The 18,462-nt window shown below is 63.3% G+C and carries 13 protein-coding genes; 9 read left to right on the top strand and 4 right to left on the bottom strand.

Annotated elements, in window-relative coordinates; all coding sequences use genetic code 11:
• Positions 1-23: 23 nt before the first annotated feature.
• Both QM996_RS17815 and QM996_RS17810 read right to left on the bottom strand, forming a co-directional pair.
• Positions 24-788, bottom strand: a complete 765-nt coding sequence (locus tag QM996_RS17815) for a GntR family transcriptional regulator (RefSeq protein ID WP_429810686.1) — start codon at positions 786-788, stop codon at positions 24-26.
• Positions 785-1,669: a glucosamine kinase nucleotide-binding domain-containing protein gene (locus QM996_RS17810; protein WP_500268564.1), complete on the bottom strand. Its 885-nt coding sequence runs from the start codon at positions 1,667-1,669 to the stop codon at positions 785-787. The genes QM996_RS17815 and QM996_RS17810 overlap by 4 nt, the downstream gene beginning before the upstream one ends.
• 200 nt (positions 1,670-1,869) lie before the next feature.
• On the opposite strand from QM996_RS17810, the gene QM996_RS17805 reads away from it, so the two are divergent.
• The 9 genes from QM996_RS17805 (at position 1,870) to QM996_RS17765 (ending at position 13,757) form a co-directional block, all read left to right on the top strand.
• Positions 1,870-2,766, top strand: coding sequence for an N-acetylmuramic acid 6-phosphate etherase (locus QM996_RS17805; RefSeq protein ID WP_500268563.1), 897 nt, complete (start codon positions 1,870-1,872; stop codon positions 2,764-2,766).
• 57 nt (positions 2,767-2,823) lie between these two features.
• Positions 2,824-4,083 (top strand): ABC transporter substrate-binding protein, encoded by a 1,260-nt coding sequence (locus QM996_RS17800; RefSeq protein ID WP_500268562.1) that lies wholly within the window; start codon positions 2,824-2,826, stop codon positions 4,081-4,083.
• Between the two features lie 360 nt (positions 4,084-4,443).
• Positions 4,444-5,394 (top strand): carbohydrate ABC transporter permease, encoded by a 951-nt coding sequence (locus QM996_RS17795; RefSeq protein WP_429810678.1) that lies wholly within the window; start codon positions 4,444-4,446, stop codon positions 5,392-5,394.
• Between the two features lie 11 nt (positions 5,395-5,405).
• Positions 5,406-6,245 (top strand): carbohydrate ABC transporter permease, encoded by an 840-nt coding sequence (locus QM996_RS17790; RefSeq protein ID WP_500268561.1) that lies wholly within the window; start codon positions 5,406-5,408, stop codon positions 6,243-6,245.
• A complete protein-coding gene (locus tag QM996_RS17785; RefSeq protein WP_500268560.1) occupies positions 6,242-7,306 on the top strand; it encodes a Gfo/Idh/MocA family protein in 1,065 nt (354 codons plus the stop codon). The genes QM996_RS17790 and QM996_RS17785 overlap by 4 nt, the downstream gene beginning before the upstream one ends.
• A 12-nt stretch (positions 7,307-7,318) precedes the next feature.
• Complete coding sequence (locus tag QM996_RS17780) at positions 7,319-8,320, top strand: ABC transporter ATP-binding protein (RefSeq protein WP_500268559.1); 1,002 nt, start codon at positions 7,319-7,321, stop codon at positions 8,318-8,320.
• Between the two features lie 268 nt (positions 8,321-8,588).
• Entirely contained in the window at positions 8,589-9,800 is a 1,212-nt protein-coding gene (locus tag QM996_RS17775) for an efflux RND transporter periplasmic adaptor subunit (RefSeq protein ID WP_500268558.1), read from the top strand.
• Positions 9,801-9,809: 9 nt separating this feature from the next.
• Positions 9,810-12,950: an efflux RND transporter permease subunit gene (locus QM996_RS17770; RefSeq protein WP_500268557.1), complete on the top strand. Its 3,141-nt coding sequence runs from the start codon at positions 9,810-9,812 to the stop codon at positions 12,948-12,950.
• A gap of 162 nt (positions 12,951-13,112) precedes the next feature.
• Positions 13,113-13,757: a TetR family transcriptional regulator gene (locus tag QM996_RS17765; RefSeq protein ID WP_500268556.1), complete on the top strand. Its 645-nt coding sequence runs from the start codon at positions 13,113-13,115 to the stop codon at positions 13,755-13,757.
• Positions 13,758-13,812: 55 nt separating this feature from the next.
• On the opposite strand, the gene purU is transcribed toward QM996_RS17765, so the two are convergent.
• Both purU and polA read right to left on the bottom strand, forming a co-directional pair.
• Entirely contained in the window at positions 13,813-14,667 is an 855-nt protein-coding gene (purU, locus tag QM996_RS17760) for a formyltetrahydrofolate deformylase (RefSeq protein ID WP_500268555.1), read from the bottom strand.
• Between the two features lie 238 nt (positions 14,668-14,905).
• Positions 14,906-17,911 (bottom strand): DNA polymerase I, encoded by a 3,006-nt coding sequence (polA, locus tag QM996_RS17755; protein ID WP_500268554.1) that lies wholly within the window; start codon positions 17,909-17,911, stop codon positions 14,906-14,908.
• Positions 17,912-18,462: the final 551 nt, after the last annotated feature.

Here is an 18,462-nt window from a genome sequence, read left to right as displayed (position 1 = left end):
ATTCCTTTCTGCGGGCGGTCGCTTTAGGATTCCGAAAGCGTCAGTTCCGCGACAAAATCATAGGCGTCGCCCCGGTAGAGCGAGCGGGTGAATTCGACGACACGTCCCGATGCAAGATAGGAGACGCGTTCGATGGAAAGGCCGGCCGAGCCGACGGCAACGCCGAGCATCGAGGCATCCGGGTCCTTGATGTTGCAGGCGGAGATGCGCTGAACGGCCCGAACCGGTCGCGAGCGGGTCTTGTCGAGCGCGGAATAGAGCGACGAGGTGACGGCCTGCGGATCCGGCAGGAACTCGGCCGAGATGCTGGCACGCTCGATCGCGAGCGGCATGTCGTCGGCAATGCGCAGGCGTCCGAGGCGGGCGACCAATGCATCAGCCGGCAGGCCCAGCGCCATCATCTCGTCCGGCGAAGGATGGAACAGGCCGCGCTCCAGCCAGCGCGCATGGGTATTGAGCCCGCGGCGCGCCATGTCCTCGGTGAACGAGGTCAGCCGCGACAGCGACTGCTGCACCTTGGATACCGGCTTGACGACGAAGGTGCCGGAACCGTGGCGGCGCACCAGCAATCCGTCGCGCACCAGATCGTCCACCGCCTTGCGCACGGTCACACGGCTGATATTGGCGTAGTCGGCGAGGTCGCGCTCCGGCGGCAAGGCGTCGCCGTGATTGAGCTTGCCCGATTGGATCGCCTCTTCGAGCGACTGCCGAAGCTTGAGATAGAGCGGCCCCGCTCCTCCGGATTGCAGACCCTCGAGCGGCAGGATGGATGCGAGCTGATGCGTCATGCGCCTGCCCTCGCCTGGGAGCCGAAGCGCTGGGCGGCAAGTGCGACCGCGCCGGTCAATGCGTCCGCTTCCGCCTCGACGAGCAGCGCCTGATGCCGCTCGGCAAGCCAGGGTCGATAGAGCGGCGCCAGTCCGCCAAGCAGGCACAGCCGCTCGCATCCCCTGGCGACGACCACGTCGAGCGCCTCATCCACGGTGACCGCCGCGGCTTTCAGGAGCCGCACGGCAACGGGGTCGCCGGCGGCAGCGCCTTCGAAGACGCGCGGCGCATAGCGGCCGAACTCGCCCGGCTTGGCAAGGCGGGCGAAATCGACGACATCGCGCGGGTCATTGTTGAATTCCGCCATGACGCTATCTGTAACGGCGGACGCCTCGTGGATATTGTCGAAGGCGAGCAGGCTTTCCTGCAAAAGGGCATGGCCGATGCGTGCGCCGCTGCCGTGATCGCCGATGGTGAAGCCCCAGCCGCCGACATAGCTGACGGTTTCGCCCTGGCGCAGGATATAGATGGTGCCGGTGCCGAGGATGGCGACCGCGCCGTCCCGGTTGCCGAGCGCGCCCTGCAGCGCGATCAAACCGTCCGATTCGATATCCGCGGCAGCGAAGGGCAGACGACGCTTCACGTAGTGCACGGCGTCACCGACATTATGGCCGGCCACACCGACTATCGCCTTCGCGGCGGTGATGCCCTCAGGATCGAGGCCGGCCTCTTCGAATGCAGCGCCCGCGGCTTCGCCAATATTGGCGAGCGCGGTCTCCGGGTCGGTCAGGATGTTGGCGGCGCCGGCCTTGCCGCGCCCGAGAATGCGCCCATCCGCCGTTGCCACGGCCGCCCGGCAGCTCGTTCCGCCGCCATCGATTCCAATCAGGTAATTTGTCATGAGCACCTCCGCCCATTGAGGATACCAAAAAAATACCAATAACCAAGTCCGAATCCGTTCAGCACTTTCGATTTCGACGCAATGCATTGAAATTTAAGCGCTAATTTAGACAATCAGTTTTTTCAGGCGCCAAAAGTTAAATTCTGCTGGACAATTGGTATTTTTTTGGCATTAATTTCAACCGAGAGGAGACACGACCCATGCCGCCAGCAAAGACCGAAGAGCGTCACGACAACGCCAAGGGCCTGGATCTCATGCATCCGGCGCTGGCGCTGCGGCTGCTCGCATCCGGCCAACAGGCGGCCGCCAAGAGCGTCGATGCGGCCATCGAGTCGATCTCTGCCGCTGCCTCCATCGCCGCCGAAGCACTTTCTTCGGGCCACCGCCTCGCCTATGCCGGCGCCGGCAGTTCCGGCCTGATGGCGATGGCCGATGCGCTCGAGCTGCCCGGCACCTACGGCATTGCCCAGGAGCAGATCGTCATCCTGCTTGCCGGCGGTTCTGCCAGCCTCAGTGATCTTGCCGGCGGCTATGAAGACGATATGGACCTTGCCCGCGAGGACGTGCGCAAGGCCGGCATCGGTGCGGGCGACTGTCTCGTTTCCGTTTCCGCCAGCGGCTCCACCCCTTATGCGCTTGCCGCCGCCGACGAGGCCCGTAAGCGCGGCGCGAAGGTGATCGCCGTCGCAAACAATCCGGGTGCCGCGCTCTTTAGGGATGCCGACGTCTCGATCCTCCTGCAAACGCCGCCGGAAGTGGTCTCCGGCTCGACCCGCATGGGCGCCGGCACGGCACAGAAGATCGCCTTCAACATGTTCTCGACGCTGGTCGGCATCCATCTCGGCCACGTGCTCGACGGCCATATGGTCAACCTGCGCGCCGACAATATCAAGCTGCACGGCCGCGCCATCCGCATCGTCACCGACATCACCGGCGTCAGCGCCGCCGAAGCCGGCCGGCTGATCAACATGGCCTCGGGCTCGGTCAAGGTCGCGATCCTTCTCGCCTCGGGCGCGAAGGACGTGGCGGCTGCCGACGCCGCGCTGAAAGAGGCCAAACAGAACCTGCGCCGGGCGATCGACATCGTCTCGGCCTAAATGAACTCTGGGATCTGAACCGCGCCGAAGTGGCGCCTATAAAGAGGGAGAACCTGCATGACCCGTACAACAATCAAAGGCCTGCTGCTCGCTTCGAGCATTCTCGGCACGGCCGGCCTGGCGCACGCCGAGGACGTGACGCTGACGATCGAAAGCTGGCGCAACGACGACCTGGCGATCTGGCAGGAAAAGCTGATCCCGGCCTTCGAAGCGAAGAACCCGGGCATCAAGATCAAGTTCGCCCCGACGGCGCCGACCGAATACAACGCGGCGCTGAACGCCAAGCTCGACGCCGGCTCTGCGGGCGATCTCATCACCTGCCGCCCGTTCGACGCCTCACTCGAGCTCTTCAACAAGAAGCACCTGACCGACCTGACCGCGCTGCCGGGCATGGAGAACTTCTCCCCGGTCGCTAGGTCCGCCTGGACCACCGACGACGGCAAGACGACCTTCTGCGTGCCGATGGCTTCGGTCATCCACGGCTTCATCTACAACAAGGACGCTTTCGACCAGCTCGGCATCCAGGTCCCGACGACCGAGGCCGAATTCTTCGCCGCACTCGACAAGATCAAGGCCGACGGCAACTACATTCCGATGGCGATGGGCACCAAGGACCTCTGGGAAGCCGCAACCATGGGCTACCAGAACATCGGCCCGACCTATTGGAAGGGTGAAGAGGGCCGTGCTGCCCTGATCAAGGGCGAACAGAAGCTGACCGACGAACCGTGGGTCGAGCCCTACCGCGTCCTTGCCAAGTGGAAGGACTATCTCGGCGACGGCTTCGAAGCCCAGACCTATCCGGACAGCCAGAACCTCTTCACGCTCGGCCGTGCCGCGATCTATCCGGCCGGCTCCTGGGAGATCGGCCTGTTCAACACCCAGGCACAGTTCAAGATGGGCGCCTTCCCGCCGCCGGTCAAAAACGCCGGCGACACCTGCTACATCTCGGACCACAACGACATCGGCATCGGCCTCAATGCCAAGAGCGCCCATGCGGAACAGGCCAAGACCTTCCTGACCTGGGTCGCTTCGCCGGAGTTCGCCGAGATCTACGCCAATGCGCTCCCGGGTTTCTTCAGCCTGAATTCGACCCCGGTGAAGATGGCCGATCCGCTCGCCCAGGAATTCGTCTCCTGGCGTGAAAAGTGCAAGCCGACGATCCGCTCGACCTACCAGATCCTGTCGCGCGGCACGCCGAACCTGGAAAACGAAACCTGGGTTGAATCGGCCAACGTGATCAACGGCACGGATACGCCGGAGGTTGCTGCCGAGAAGCTGCAGAAGGGCCTCGACGGCTGGTACAAGCCGGCGAAGTAAGACGTAAGCGCAACAGGTTCCCTCCCCTTCGGGGGAGGGTCGGCCCTACGGCACGCCCCCCGTGTCCTTCCGGACGCAGAATGGTCGCCGTAGCACTTTGAATGCTGCATGTTTGTCCTTGGGACATTTGCAGCAAGGCCGGGCGGGGCGGCATGCCGTATGAGGCACTCCCCCAGCCGAAGCGTCACAGGCCTCCCTTCTTGGGAGGCCACCGACGCAGTCGTTTGCAAAAGAACGCGATAGACTTAACCTTCGTCATGAAGCCCAAAACGGGCAGATGGCACACGGCGAGACCGGCCGTGTGGCGTCGGTGCGCATCGTGATTGTCTGGGGACCGGTCTTCTAGAAACGGATGGACCAATGAGTGACGCTCTTTCAGTGCAAGACGGACAGCCGACCGCAAGGCGGCCGAAGCGCTGGCACATCCTCGTTTTCCTGCTGCCGGCCTTCCTGATCTACTCGGCGGTCATGATCCTGCCGCTGATCGAAACGCTCCGGCTCTCGCTGTTCAACACGGTGGACGGACAGCCGGCCTTCGTCGGGCTCGCCAACTTCCAGACATTGTTCGGCGACGAGCGCTGGGCCCACGACTTCTGGAACGCGCTGAAGAACAACGTCATCTTCTTCATCATCCACATGTGCGTCCAGAACCCGATCGGTGTCGCGCTCGCCGCGATGCTGTCGATCCCGAAGCTGCGCTTCGTCACCTTCTACCGCACGGCAATCTTCCTGCCGACGCTCTTGTCCTTCGTCATCGTCGGCTTCATCTGGAAGCTGATCCTGTCGCCGATCTGGGGCGTGTCGCCCTGGATGCTCGATCTGGTCGGCCTGAAGTCGCTGTTTGCGCCCTGGCTCGGCAAGCCCGGTTCGGCGCTCATCGCCGTGTCGCTGATCTCGGTCTGGCAGTATGTCGGCATCCCGATGATGCTGATCTACGCGGCCCTGCTCAACATTCCGGATGAGGTGATCGAGGCCGCCGAATGCGACGGCGTCACCGGCTGGAGCCAGTTCTGGAAGATCAAGCTGCCGCTGATCCTGCCGGCCATCGGCATCATCTCGATCCTGACCTTCGTCGGCAACTTCAACGCCTTCGACCTGGTCTACACGGTCCAGGGTGCGCTTGCCGGTCCCGATGGTTCGACCGACATCCTCGGCACGCTGCTCTACCGCACCTTCTTCGGTTTCCAGCTCCAGCTCGGTGACCGCTCCATGGGCGCGACGATCGCCACGGTGATGTTCCTGATCATCCTCGCCGGCGTCTCGCTCTACCTCTTCGTCATCCAGCGCCGCATGCGCCGCTACCAGTTCTGAGGAGATCGGAGATGTCGAAAGCACGCAATTCCATCTTCCGCACCGGCTTCGTGCATGTGGCGCTGATCGCCTACACGCTCGTGTCGCTGTTCCCGGTGTTCCTGACGATCATCAACTCGTTCAAGGATCGCAACGCGATCTTCCGGGCGCCGTTGACGATCCCGACGCCGCAGACCTTCAGCCTGATCGGATATGAAACCGTCCTCGGCCAGGGGGATTTCGCCACCTATTTCCAGAACAGCTTCATCGTCACGATCGTCTCGATCGCGCTGGTGCTGCTCTTCGGCGCGATGGCCGCCTTCGCACTGTCGGAGTATCGCTTCCGCGGCAATACGGTGATGGGCCTCTATCTGGCGATCGGCATCATGATCCCGATCCGGCTCGGCACCGTCGCCATTCTCCAGGGCATGGTCGCCGCCAACCTGGTCAACACGCTGACAGCGCTGATCCTGGTCTATACGGCGCAAGGCTTGCCGCTCGCGATCTTCATACTCTCGGAGTTCATGCGAACGGTTTCGGACGATCTCAAGAACGCCGGGCGCATCGACGGACTGTCGGAATACTCGATCTTCTTCCGCCTGGTGCTGCCGCTGGTCAGACCGGCCATGGCGACGGTTGCAGTCTTCACGATGATCCCGATCTGGAACGACCTCTGGTTCCCGCTGATCCTGGCACCGGCGGAAGCGACCAAGACGGTGACGCTCGGCTCGCAGATCTTCATCGGCCAGTTCGTCACCAACTGGAACGCAGTGCTGGCCGCGCTCTCGCTCGCCATCCTTCCGGTCCTCGTTCTCTACGTCATCTTCTCGCGGCAACTGATCCGCGGCATCACGGCAGGAGCAGTCAAGTGAGTGCAAGCAGCAAACCGGTCCGGGTCCTCGTCGCAGGACTCGGCAACATGGGGCGCAGCCACGCGCTCGCCTATCACAACAATCCCGGCTTCGAGATCGTCGGCCTCGTCAACCGCTCGAAGGTGCCGCTGCCGGAGGAGCTCCGCGGCTATGAGATCCATCCGGATTTCAAGACGGCGCTTGCCGAGCTGAAACCGGATCTCTGCTCGATCTGCACCTATTCCGACAGCCATGCCGATTTTGCGGTCATGGCCTTCGAAGCCGGTGCCGACGTCTTCGTCGAGAAGCCGCTTGCAACCACGGTTGCCGATGCCGAGCGCGTCGTCGCGGCTGCGAAGAAGCACGGCCGCAAGCTGGTGATCGGCTACATCCTGCGCCATCACCCCTCGTGGATCCGGCTGATTGCCGAAGCGCGCAAGCTCGGCGGCCCCTACGTCTTCCGCATGAACCTGAATCAGCAGTCGAGCGGCCCGACCTGGGAGACGCACAAGGCGCTGATGAAGACGACGTCGCCGATTGTCGATTGCGGCGTGCACTATGTCGACGTCATGTGCCAGATCACCGACGCCAAACCGGTGGAAGTCCGTGGCATGGGCCTGCGCCTCTCCGACGAGATCGCACCCGACATGTACAACTATGGACACTTGCAGGTGATCTTCGAGGACGGTTCGGCCGGCTGGTACGAGGCCGGCTGGGGCCCGATGATCTCGGAAACGGCCTTCTTCGTGAAGGACGTGATGTCGCCGAACGGATCGGTGTCGATCGTCATGGACCAGAATGCGAAGTCCGACGACATCGACATGCATACCAAGACCGCGGTGATCCGCCTGCACAGCGCCGAAACCGGCCCGGACGGGCGGTTCCTCAGGGCTGACAAGGACCTGAAGATGGACGGCGAGCCCGGCCACCAGGAACTCTGCGACCGCGAGCAGGCCTATGTGCTGAAGGCCATTCGCGAGGACATCGACCTCGACCGTCACATGAACGACGCCGTCCAGTCGCTGCGCATCTGCCTCGCCGCAGATGAAAGCGTACGCACCGGCAGACCAGTCAAACTCTAAGGGGGCAACCAGGTGGGATCGCTTCAACTCAAATCCATCCGCAAGGCCTATGGTAGCCATGAGGTGCTGAAGGGCATCGACCTCGAGGTGAAGGACGGCGAGTTCGTCATCTTCGTCGGCCCGTCCGGCTGCGGCAAGTCGACCTTGCTGCGCACCATTGCCGGTCTCGAAGACGCGACCTCCGGCAGCGTCCAGATCGACGGCACCGAAGTCGGACACGTGGCACCGGCCAAACGCGGCATCGCCATGGTGTTCCAGTCCTATGCGCTCTATCCGCACCTGACGGTGAAGGACAATATGGGGCTCGGCCTGAAGCAGGCCGGCGCTCCGAAGGCTGAGATCGACAACAAGGTTGGCAAAGCGGCGAGCATGCTGTCTCTGGACCCCTATCTTGCCCGGCGCCCGGCCGAGCTTTCAGGCGGCCAGCGCCAGCGCGTCGCGATCGGCCGCGCGATCGTGCGCGAACCGAAGCTCTTCCTGTTCGACGAGCCGCTGTCCAACCTCGATGCGGCACTGCGCGTCAACACCCGTCTCGAGATCGCAAGGCTGCATCGCAGCCTCAAGGCAACGATGATCTACGTGACCCACGATCAGGTGGAGGCGATGACGCTCGCCGACAAGATCGTCGTCTTGAACGCCGGCAAGATCGAGCAGATCGGCTCGCCGATGGATCTCTACAACCGCCCCGCCAACGTCTTCGTCGCCGGCTTCATCGGCTCGCCGCAGATGAACTTCATCGAGGGCGCGCGGCTCGGCGACGCCGGCGCCAAGACGGTCGGCATCCGGCCTGAGCACATGGCGCTTTCGCGCGAGAGCGGCGACTGGAAGGGCAAGGTGATCCACGTCGAGCACCTCGGCGCCGACACGATCGTCTACATCGATTCCGAACAGGCCGGCACCATCACCGTTCGCCTCTTCGGCGAGCATCGCTATGCACCTGACGACATCGTCTATGCGACGCCGATGGTCGGCAGCATGCATCGTTTCGGCAACGACGACCGCATTCTCGCCTGATCCATCTTGGGGCCGGCGCCCCATCACAGCTGCGTGAAAATCAGCCGCTACAGGACTAACCCCCTGTGGCGGCTGAATTATTTTTTGACCCGACCTGTCGCAACACGCTGTTGCACTGCAACGCGAATTAACATACATTTGTGTTTGTATATTAGCTTTCCGGTATTTGCCGAACCTGATACCGGTTCCGCTCCCCTTCACATCCGGACCGCACGGGCACCTTGCGAGATGCACCTGTTGCCTGCGGTCACCGAATATGGACATCGCTATGCGCATGAACCGACCGACACTGGCCGCCGCCTTGGCAACTGTGATTCTTCTTTCCGGCTGCCAGAAAGAGGAAGCACAACAGGGCGCTGCCGCATTCCCACCGTCCGCCGTCGCGGTCTTCACGACCAAGGCCGAGACCCTGCCGATCACCAACGAGTTGCCCGGCCGCATCGCCGCGACCCGAGTCGCCGAGGTCCGCCCGCGCGTCTCCGGCATCGTCGTCGAGCGCGTCTTCCAGCAGGGCTCCAAGGTCAATGCGGGTGACGTGCTCTACCGCATCGATCCGGCTCCCTTCCGCGTGCAGGTCGAAAAGGCGGAGGCGACGCTGCGGCGCGCCCAATCCATCCGCGTCCAGGCTCAGCAGAAGGCCGACCGCCAGGAACAGTTGAAGAAGGCGAATGTCGTCGCCGCGCAGCAGTTCGACGATGCGGCCGCCCTGCTCGCGACCGCCGATGCCGATGTCGCGATCGCCGAGGCCGGCCTCGCCGCAGCCAAGCTCGACCTGCAATATGCCGACGTGACGGCACCGATCAGCGGCCGCATCGGCCGTGCGCTGATCACCGAAGGCGCCCTCGTCAGCACCAACAGCTCGGAAAATCTCGCAACGATCCAACAGCTCGATCCGCTCTATGCCGACTTCACCCAGTCGGCGACCGACCTCATTCGCCTGCGCAAGGCGCTCGAGGACGGCAAGATGATGAGCGGCGACGGCGAAGAAGCCGAAGTGCAGCTCGTGCTCGACGACGGCACGGCCTACGAGCACAAGGGCAAGCTCCTGTTCTCCGAAGCGGCCGTCGATGCGACGACCGGCCAGGTGACGCTGCGCGGTGAGTTCCCGAACCCCGACAACGACCTGCTTCCGGGCATGTATGTCCGCGTGCTGGTGCAGCAGGGCGTCGAGAAGGACGCGATCACCGTTCCGCAGCAGGCCGTCCAGCGCAACAATGCCGGCCAGTCGCAGGTCTATGTCGTAGGCGCCGACAACAAGGTCGAGTTCCGCAACGTGACGCTCGGCCGCACGATCGGCACCCGCTGGCAGGTGACCGCCGGCCTCAAGGCCGGCGAGAAGGTCATCGTCGAAGGCTTCCAGAAGATCGGCCCCGGCGCACCGGTCGAGCCGACGGATTGGAACCCGGAGGCCAAGCCTGTCGCCGAAGCGGCGCAGACGACGGCATCTGCCGACGAGAAGCCTGCCGAAGTTACAAAGTGAGTTTGATTGATGCCTAGTTTTTTCATCGACAGGCCTATTTTTGCCTGGGTGGTGGCGATCTTCATCATGGTCGCCGGCGTCATTGCGATCCCGCTTCTGCCGGTTTCGCAATATCCCGACGTCGCGCCGCCGCAGATCTCCATCAACACGAGCTACCCCGGCGCCTCGTCGCAGGACACCTATCAGAGCGTCACCCGACTGATCGAAGACGAGCTCAACGGCGTCGAAGGTCTGCTCTACTTCGAATCGACCTCGAGCGCCTCCGGTTCGGTCGAAATCAGCGCCACCTTCGCACCCGGCACCGATCCGGGACAGGCGGCGGTCGACATCCAGAACCGCGTTCGCCGCGTCGAGCCGCGCCTGCCCGATTCGGTCAAGCGCCAGGGCGTCCAGGTCGATGAGGCCGGCTCCGGCTTCCTTATGATCGTGGCCCTGACCTCGACCGACGGTTCGATGGATGCCATCGGCCTCGGCGACTATCTGAGCCGCAACGTTCTGAGCGAAATCCAGCGTGTACCCGGCGTCGGCCGCGCGCAGCTCTTCGCAACCGAACGCTCGATGCGCGTCTGGCTCGATCCGGACAAGATGCTGGGCCTCAACCTGACGGCCGCCGATGTGACGGCTGCGATCACTGCGCAAAACGCCCAGATCGCCTCCGGCTCGATCGGCGCACAGCCGAACCCGATCACCCAGCAGATCAGCGCGCCCGTCGTCGTCAAGGGCCAGCTTGAGAGCGCCGAAGAGTTCGGCGCGATCGTCCTTCGCGCCAATCCAGACGGTTCGTCAGTGCGGCTGCGCGACGTCGCCCGCATCGAGATCGGCGGCGAAAGCTACGCCTTCTCGACGCGGCTGAACGGCAAGCCCTCGGCAGCGATCGCTGTCCAGCTCTCGCCGAGCGGCAACGCCATGTCGACCTCGGCCGCCATCAAGGCGCGCATGGACGAACTGGCGAAGTTCTTCCCGCAGGGCCTCGAATATTCGGTTCCCTACGACACCTCGCCCTTCGTCGCCGTTTCGATCGAGAAGGTGCTTTCGACGCTCGTCGAAGCGGTGGCATTGGTGTTCATCGTGATGTTCCTGTTCCTGCAGAACATCCGCTACACCATCATCCCGACGCTCGTCGTGCCGGTGGCCCTGCTCGGCACCTGCGCGGTGATGCTGGCGATGGGCTTCTCGATCAACGTTCTGACCATGTTCGGCATGGTGCTGGCGATCGGTATCCTCGTCGACGATGCGATCATCGTCGTCGAAAACGTCGAGCGCATCATGTCCGAGGAAGGGCTGACGCCGAAGGAAGCGACCCGCAAGGCAATGAGGCAGATCACCGGCGCGGTCATCGGCATCACGCTGGTACTGGCTTCGGTGTTCATCCCGATGGCCTTCTTCCCGGGTGCCGTCGGTGTGATCTATCGCCAGTTCTCGCTGACGATGGTCGTCTCGATCCTGTTCTCGGCGCTTCTTGCGCTGTCGCTGACGCCGGCACTCTGCGCGAGCTTCCTGAAGCAGGTGCCGAAGGGCCACCACCACGCCAAGCGCGGCTTTTTCGGCTGGTTCAACCGCAGCTTCGACAAGACCTCGCACGGCTATAGCGGCATCGTGAAGCGCCTGGTGCACCGGACCGGCCGCTACATGATCGTCTATGTCGCGGTGCTCGCCGGCCTCGGCTGGCTGTTCATGAAGCTGCCGTCATCGTTCCTGCCGGACGAAGACCAGGGCTTCGTGATCGTCATGATGCAGCTACCGTCGGAAGCGACGGGCAACCGCACGACCGAGGTAGTGGAGCAGGCGGAGAAGATCTTCGGCCAGGAACCGTCTGTCGAACGCATCATCGCGATCAACGGCTTCTCCTTCTTCGGCACCGGCCAGAACGCAGCGCTCGCCTTCGTGACGCTCAAGGACTGGAAGGAACGTGACGCCAACAACGCCGCGCAGTCGATCGCCATGCGTGCGACGATGGCGATGAGCCAGATCAAGGACGCGATCAGCTTCGCGCTATCGCCGCCGGCGATCCAGGGCCTCGGCACCACGGGCGGCTTCTCGTTCCGCCTGCAGGACCGCGGCGGCCTTGGCCAGGCGGCACTGTCGCAGGCGCGCGACCAGCTTCTCGGTATGGCGGCCCAAAGCAAGGTGCTCGCCGGCGTCCGCTTCGAGGGTATGCCGGATGCGGCCCAGGTCAGCGTCAACATCGACCGCGAAAAGGCGAACACCTTCGGCGTGACCTTCGCCGACATCAACTCGACGATCTCGACCAACCTCGGCTCGTCCTACGTCAACGACTTCCCCAATGCCGGGCGCATGCAGCGCGTGACGGTACAGGCGGACGAAGGTCAGCGCATGCAGACCGCCGACCTGCTGAACCTGAACGTCCGCAACGCCAATGGCGGCATGGTGCCGCTGTCGGCCTTCGCGACGGTGGAATGGGTCAAGGCGTCGACGCAGACGATCGGCTACAACGGCTATCCCTCGGTCCGCATCAGCGGCGAGGCGGCACCCGGCTATTCGTCCGGTGACGCGATCGCCGAGATGCAGCGTCTCGCCGGGCAGCTTCCGGCCGGCTTCGGCTACGAATGGACGGGGCAGTCGCTGCAGGAAATCCAGTCCGGCACCCAGGCGCCTCTCCTGATCGCGCTGTCGTGCCTCCTGGTGTTCCTGTGCCTTGCGGCGCTCTACGAGAGCTGGTCGATCCCGGTTGCGGTGATCATGGTCGTTCCGCTTGGCGTCATCGGCGCCGTGCTGGCGGTCACCATGCGCGACATGCCGAACGACGTGTACTTCAAGGTGGGTCTGATCGCGATCATCGGCCTTTCGGCGAAGAACGCGATCCTGATCATCGAGTTCGCGAAGGAACTGCGCGAGCAGGGCAAGTCGCTGATCGACGCGACGCTGGAGGCGGCACATCTTCGCTTCCGGCCGATCCTGATGACGTCGCTGGCCTTCACGCTCGGCGTTCTGCCGCTGGCGATCGCCACCGGCGCCAGCTCCGGCAGCCAGCGCGCCATCGGCACGGGCGTCATGGGCGGGATGATCTCGGCAACGGTGCTTGCCATCTTCTTCGTTCCGGTCTTCTTCGTGTTCGTCACGAAGATCTTCGGACGAAAGAAGGTGGAAAACACACCGGCAGCCGCAGAAAACCCGACACCCGCCGAGTAAAATGACACTACAGCGCCGCGCGTCTATCAGACGCGCAAAGGTCGCTGTAGCACTTGGAAATGCTGCATGTTTTGTCCTTAAATCGGATACGATTTAAGGAAACATGCAGGAGACGGCCCGCTGCACATCACTGTCGGCGGGCCGTCTGACGAGGAGGAATGAATGCGCCGAACAAAAGCCGACGCAGAAGTAACGCGGCAGAAGATCCTCTGCGCCGCCGAGCGGGTCTTCTACGAAAAGGGCGTCTCGAACACGACGCTCGAAGAAATCGCCAGGGCTGCGGGCGTGACACGTGGTGCCATCTACTGGCACTTCGCCAACAAGACGGACCTGTTCCTCGCGCTGCACGATGCCGTGCCCCTGCCGCAGGAAGACATGATCGCCCGTGAAATCGAAGCGGAGGCCGCCGATACTCTTTCCATCCTCGAAAGCGCCATGGGCGATTGGCTGGATGCTCTCGCCGCCGACGAACAGCGCCAGCGCATTCTCACGATCATGCTGCGCACCAATTACGATGGCGACATGAGCGAGGTCCTGACCCGCCAGAAAGAGCTCGACGAGCGCCATAATGTCCTCCTGGAACTCGCTTTCTCCCGCGCCCTCGCCAAGGGGCAGATGCACGAGACCTGGACGCCGGCTTCGGCGACGAGAACGCTGCACTGGATGATGCTCGGGCTCTGTACCGAGTGGCTGCTTTTCGGCCGCCGCTTCGATCTGACGGCCGAGGGACGCGAAGGCTTGAGCCGGCTCTTTGCCAGCTTCCGCGCGCCGGCGGTCACCGCCACGGCCGTTGCAGCACACCCGTAACAGCCTTGACCGGCGCCCGTTCGGCACCGGCCAATCAGGTGCCTTTCTTAGCTGATTAGTTGAACACCACGGTCTTGTGGCCATTGAGCATGACGCGCCGCTCTAGATGCAGCTTGACGGCACGCGCGAGCACGCGGCTTTCGATATCGCGGCCGGTGGCGACGAAGTCCTCGGCCGTCAGCGCATGGCTGACGCGTTCGGTTTCCTGCTCGATGATCGGACCTTCGTCGAGGTCGGGCGTGACGTAATGCGCCGTCGCACCGATCAGCTTCACCCCGCGCTCATGCGCCTGATGATAGGGCTTGGCGCCCTTGAAGCTCGGCAGGAAGGAATGGTGGATGTTGATCGCCTTGCCGTAGAGTCGCTTCGACAGATTGTCGGAGAGGACCTGCATGTAGCGGGCGAGGATGACGAGATCGGCGCCAGTCTCCTGCACGAGGCGCAAGAGCCTCTCTTCCTGGTCGGCCTTGTTGTCCTTCGATACCGGCCAACAGTGATAAGGCAATCCTTCGGTCTCCGCCGTGCGTCGGCTGTCTTCGTGGTTGGAGACGATGGCGACGACTTCCGCGTTCAGCCAGCCGACACGGATCTGGTAGAGCAGGTGCAGGAGCGCATGATCGAACCTGGAGACGAGCACGAGGATCTTCGGCTTCACCGTGGCGTCGGCCAGGACCGTCCGCATCTGGAAACGCTCGACGGCCGGGGCCAACGCCCGCTCGACATCACTTGCCTGAACGCTCGCCGCAACCTGAAAGGCGATGCGCATGAAGAAGCTGTTGGTCTTGGTATCCCAGAACTGGTTGCTCTCGGCGATATTGGCGCCGAGGCCGGCGAGCTCGGTGGTGACGGCCGCAACAATGCCGGGTTTATCGTCGCAGGACAGGACAAGAATGAAGGTCTTCGGCGCCATGATCTCCTCCGATTGCAGCCGTTCCGGATGGGGCTTCAGGCCCCTTCCCAACCGCTGCCTATGAGGAGTTGAACGCGCCGGCAATCGTTCCGGCTGCGACAGCCGGCGCTTTCTATCATCCTGATGGAAAGGCGCCCGAAAGCCTCAAATGCCCCCGGGCGCTGCAAGATTCATCGCAGGCGATTTTTGCGGTTTCCTGAGAGGATTCCATCAGAAAACCCGGCACTGCGCCGACGGATTAATGCGCCTCGTCCCAGTTGGTCGCGGCCCGTGCGTCGACCTTGAGCGGCACCTTCATGTCGAGCGCCGGCATGGCGGCGTTTTCCATCACCGAGACGACGACCGGGATGGTCCTTTCGACCTCGGCGTCCTCGACCTCGAAGATCAGTTCGTCGTGCACCTGCAGCAGCATGCGGGCCGAAAGTTTCGCCTCGGTCAGTGCCGGCTCCATCTTCACCATGGCGCGGCGGATGATGTCGGCCGCCGAGCCCTGGATCGGCGCGTTGATCGCGGCGCGTTCGTTGAAGGCGCGATGCGACGGGATCGACGAGCGGATGTCCGGATAATGCGCGCGGCGGCCGAAGATGGTCTCGACGTAACCGTGTTCGCGAGCAAAGGCCTTGGTGCCTTCCATGTAGTCGCGAATGCCGGGGAAACGCTCGAAGTAGCGCTTGATGTAATCGCTCGCCTCGGAGCGTTCGATCGACAGCTGGTTGGCGAGGCCGAAGGCCGAGATGCCGTAGATGATGCCGAAGTTGATCGCCTTGGCGCGACGACGGATCTCGCCCGGCATGCCCTCAACCGGCACGCCGAACATTTCCGAGGCCGTCATCGCATGAATGTCGACGCCGTCGGCGAACGCCTGGCGGAGCTGCGGAATGTCGGCGACATGGGCGAGGACGCGCAGTTCGATCTGGCTATAGTCGGCGGAGACGAGCTTGTGGCCCGGCGTTGCGATGAAAGCCGTGCGGATCTTGCGGCCCTCGGCCGTGCGCACCGGAATGTTCTGCAGGTTCGGATCCGAAGACGACAGGCGCCCGGTCGTCGTCGCGGCAAGCGCATAGGACGTGTGCACACGCTTCGTCTCGGGATGAACGAAGCCCGGCAGCGCATCGGTGTAGGTCGATTTGAGCTTGGTCAGCTGCCGCCAGTCGACGATCTTGCGCGGCAATTCATGCCCTTCGGCGGCCAGGTCTTCCAGCACCTGGGCCGAGGTCGACCATTGGCCGGTCTTCGTCTTCGACCCGCCGGCAAAGCCCATCCTGCCGAACAGGATATCACCCAACTGCTTCGGTGAACCGATGGTGAAGGTTTCGCCGGCGAGCTTGTAGATCTCATCCTCCAGCGCTGCCGCCCCTTGCGCCAGTTCGCCCGAAAGCCGTGACAGGATCTGGCGATCGATGGTGATGCCGCGGTCCTCCATGCGTGCGAGCACGGCGACCAGCGGTCGCTCCAGGCGCTCATAGACGCGCGTCAGCCCCTTGGCAGCCAGCCGCGCCTTCAGGACGTGCCAGAGCCTCAGCGTGACGTCCGCATCCTCGGCCGCGTAGGCCGTTGCCTTGTCGATGTCGACGAAGTCGAAGGTCAGCGACGACTTGCCGGTACCGGTAATGTCCTTGTAGGCGATCGGCTTGTGGTTCAGCCAGCGCTCGGAGAGCGAGTCCATGCCGTGGGTGCCGTTGCCGGCATCGGCGACATAGGACATCAGCATCGTGTCGTCGAAGCTCTCGACCGTGATGCCGTGCCGCTTCATCACCAGGTAATCGTATTTCAGGTTCTGCGCGACCTTGAGCACCGATGGGTCTTCGAGCAGGCGCTTCAAGCGGCTGAGCGCCTCCCCAACCGGGATCTGGTTTTCGGCAAGCCCGCCGCCCAGGAGGTCGCCGATACCGGTCTTGTGGATCAGCGGGACATAGGCCGCCCGGACGGCGGTGCCCGTGGGGTCCGCCCGATGGTCGGCGATCGCCAGCGAGAAGCCGACGAGATCGGCCTGCATGGCATCAAGCGAGTTCGTTTCCGTGTCGAAACCGACGACGCCCGCTTCCCGCGCGGCTGATATCCACTGGTCGAGAACCGCGATATCGCGGATCGTCACATAGGCGCTGTGATCGAACGGCGCCTTGGCAAAGACTTCCGCCCGCGCCGCGGCCAGCGCCTGCGGTGTGGCATCGGTCGCGACCGGTTCGCCGGCGCGCGACAGCACAGCCGCCGCTTCGGCCGCCTCGCCTCGCGCGGCTGCCTTGGCGGCGGACGCCTCGCTGACGGCCGCCGCTTCGCCCTTGTCAAGGTCAGGCCCCCGCGCGTCCGCACCCCATTCGACCGGCACGTTGGCAGCTTCGACGGCGTCCGCGTCCGTGCCCGTCGCCGCCGCGACGCGGCGCGTCAGCGTGTTGAATTCCATCGCCTTAAGGAAGGCGATCAACTTCGGCCCATTTTGCGGCTCCAGGCTCAGCTCTTCCAGCGGGACATCGAGCGGCGTGTCGGTCTTGAGCTCCACGAGCTGGCGCGACAGGCGCGCGAGATCGGCATTGGCGATGATGTTTTCGCGGCGCTTGGCCTGCTTGATTTCGCCGGCGCGGGCAAGCAGTGTATCGAGTTCGCCGAATTCTTCCAGCAGCTGCGCCGCCGTCTTTGGACCGATCCCGGGAATGCCGGGAACGTTGTCGGTGGAATCACCGGTCATCGCCTGGAGATCGATCATCTTCTCCGGCGGCACGCCCCACTTTTCGATGACCTCGGGGATCGAGATCTGCTTGTCCTTCATGCTGTCGTACATCGACACGTTCGGTGTCACGAGCTGCATCAGGTCCTTGTCGGAGGAGACGATGGTAACATCGGCACCGGCCTGCTCGGCAAGCCTGGCATAGGTGGCGATCAGGTCGTCCGCCTCATAACCTTCCTTCTCGATGCAGGGCAGGTTGAAGGCGCGGGTCGCATGGCGGATCAGGCCGAACTGCGGAATGAGATCTTCCGGCGGCGCAGTCCGATTGGCCTTGTACTGATCGTAAAGCGCGTTGCGGAACGTCTTCGAGGAATAGTCGAAGATGACGGCGAAATGGGTCGGCGTGACGCCGACGGACGTGTCGCGCGCGTCGGTGAGCAGCTTCCACAGCATGTTGCAGAAACCCGATACCGCGTTGACCGGGAGGCCATCGGATTTGCGGTTGAGCGGCGGGATGGCGTGGAACGCCCGGAAGATGAATCCGGAGCCGTCGACGAGGAAGAGGTGATCACCGTTTTTCATGGGCAAATGGATAGCGCGGGGTGAGGCAAAGGTCCATTGCGGTTTTCCCGCCGAACACTACATTCTCGTCTCGAAAACAAGGCATCGAGCCGCTACCGGCAATTGTACCGGCGAAGTGGATTTCGCCATTTGCAAGGGGTGACGAGAGAGCGTCGCGTTTTCACGGAAACGTTACGTATTTGTAATGTCCGATTCGTGCCGCCTATCCTTGAAAAGCCACATTTGACTCCTCAAATCTTACCCAACGGCACCGAGTGATGCCGTCTTCTGGTGATTGGCCTGTCCCCCGCCCGCACCAGATGAGGACAAAGGCCTTATCCCCCTCTCCGGGCCTTTGTCCCGTTTTCAGGAAACCGTCACGGCGCCGCCTCCGCGCCGTGACGGTTTTTTGCTTTCCGGCCACGGCCTGCGTCTTTCCGGCCAGGGCCTGCGATCAAGTCCGCTCAATTCAAGGTGAGTGCCGGCTTTCCCTACAGCGGCGCGTGTCTTACCAGGCGCGCAAAGGTCGCTGCAGCACTTTGATTTGCTGCATGTCTTTGTCCTCAAATCGA

The organism is Sinorhizobium chiapasense (genome assembly GCF_045277575.1).
Classification (GTDB): domain Bacteria; phylum Pseudomonadota; class Alphaproteobacteria; order Rhizobiales; family Rhizobiaceae; genus Ensifer; species Ensifer chiapasense_A.
Note: the sequence above shows the minus strand (reverse complement) of the source record. Positions and strands in the feature narration are given on the sequence as shown.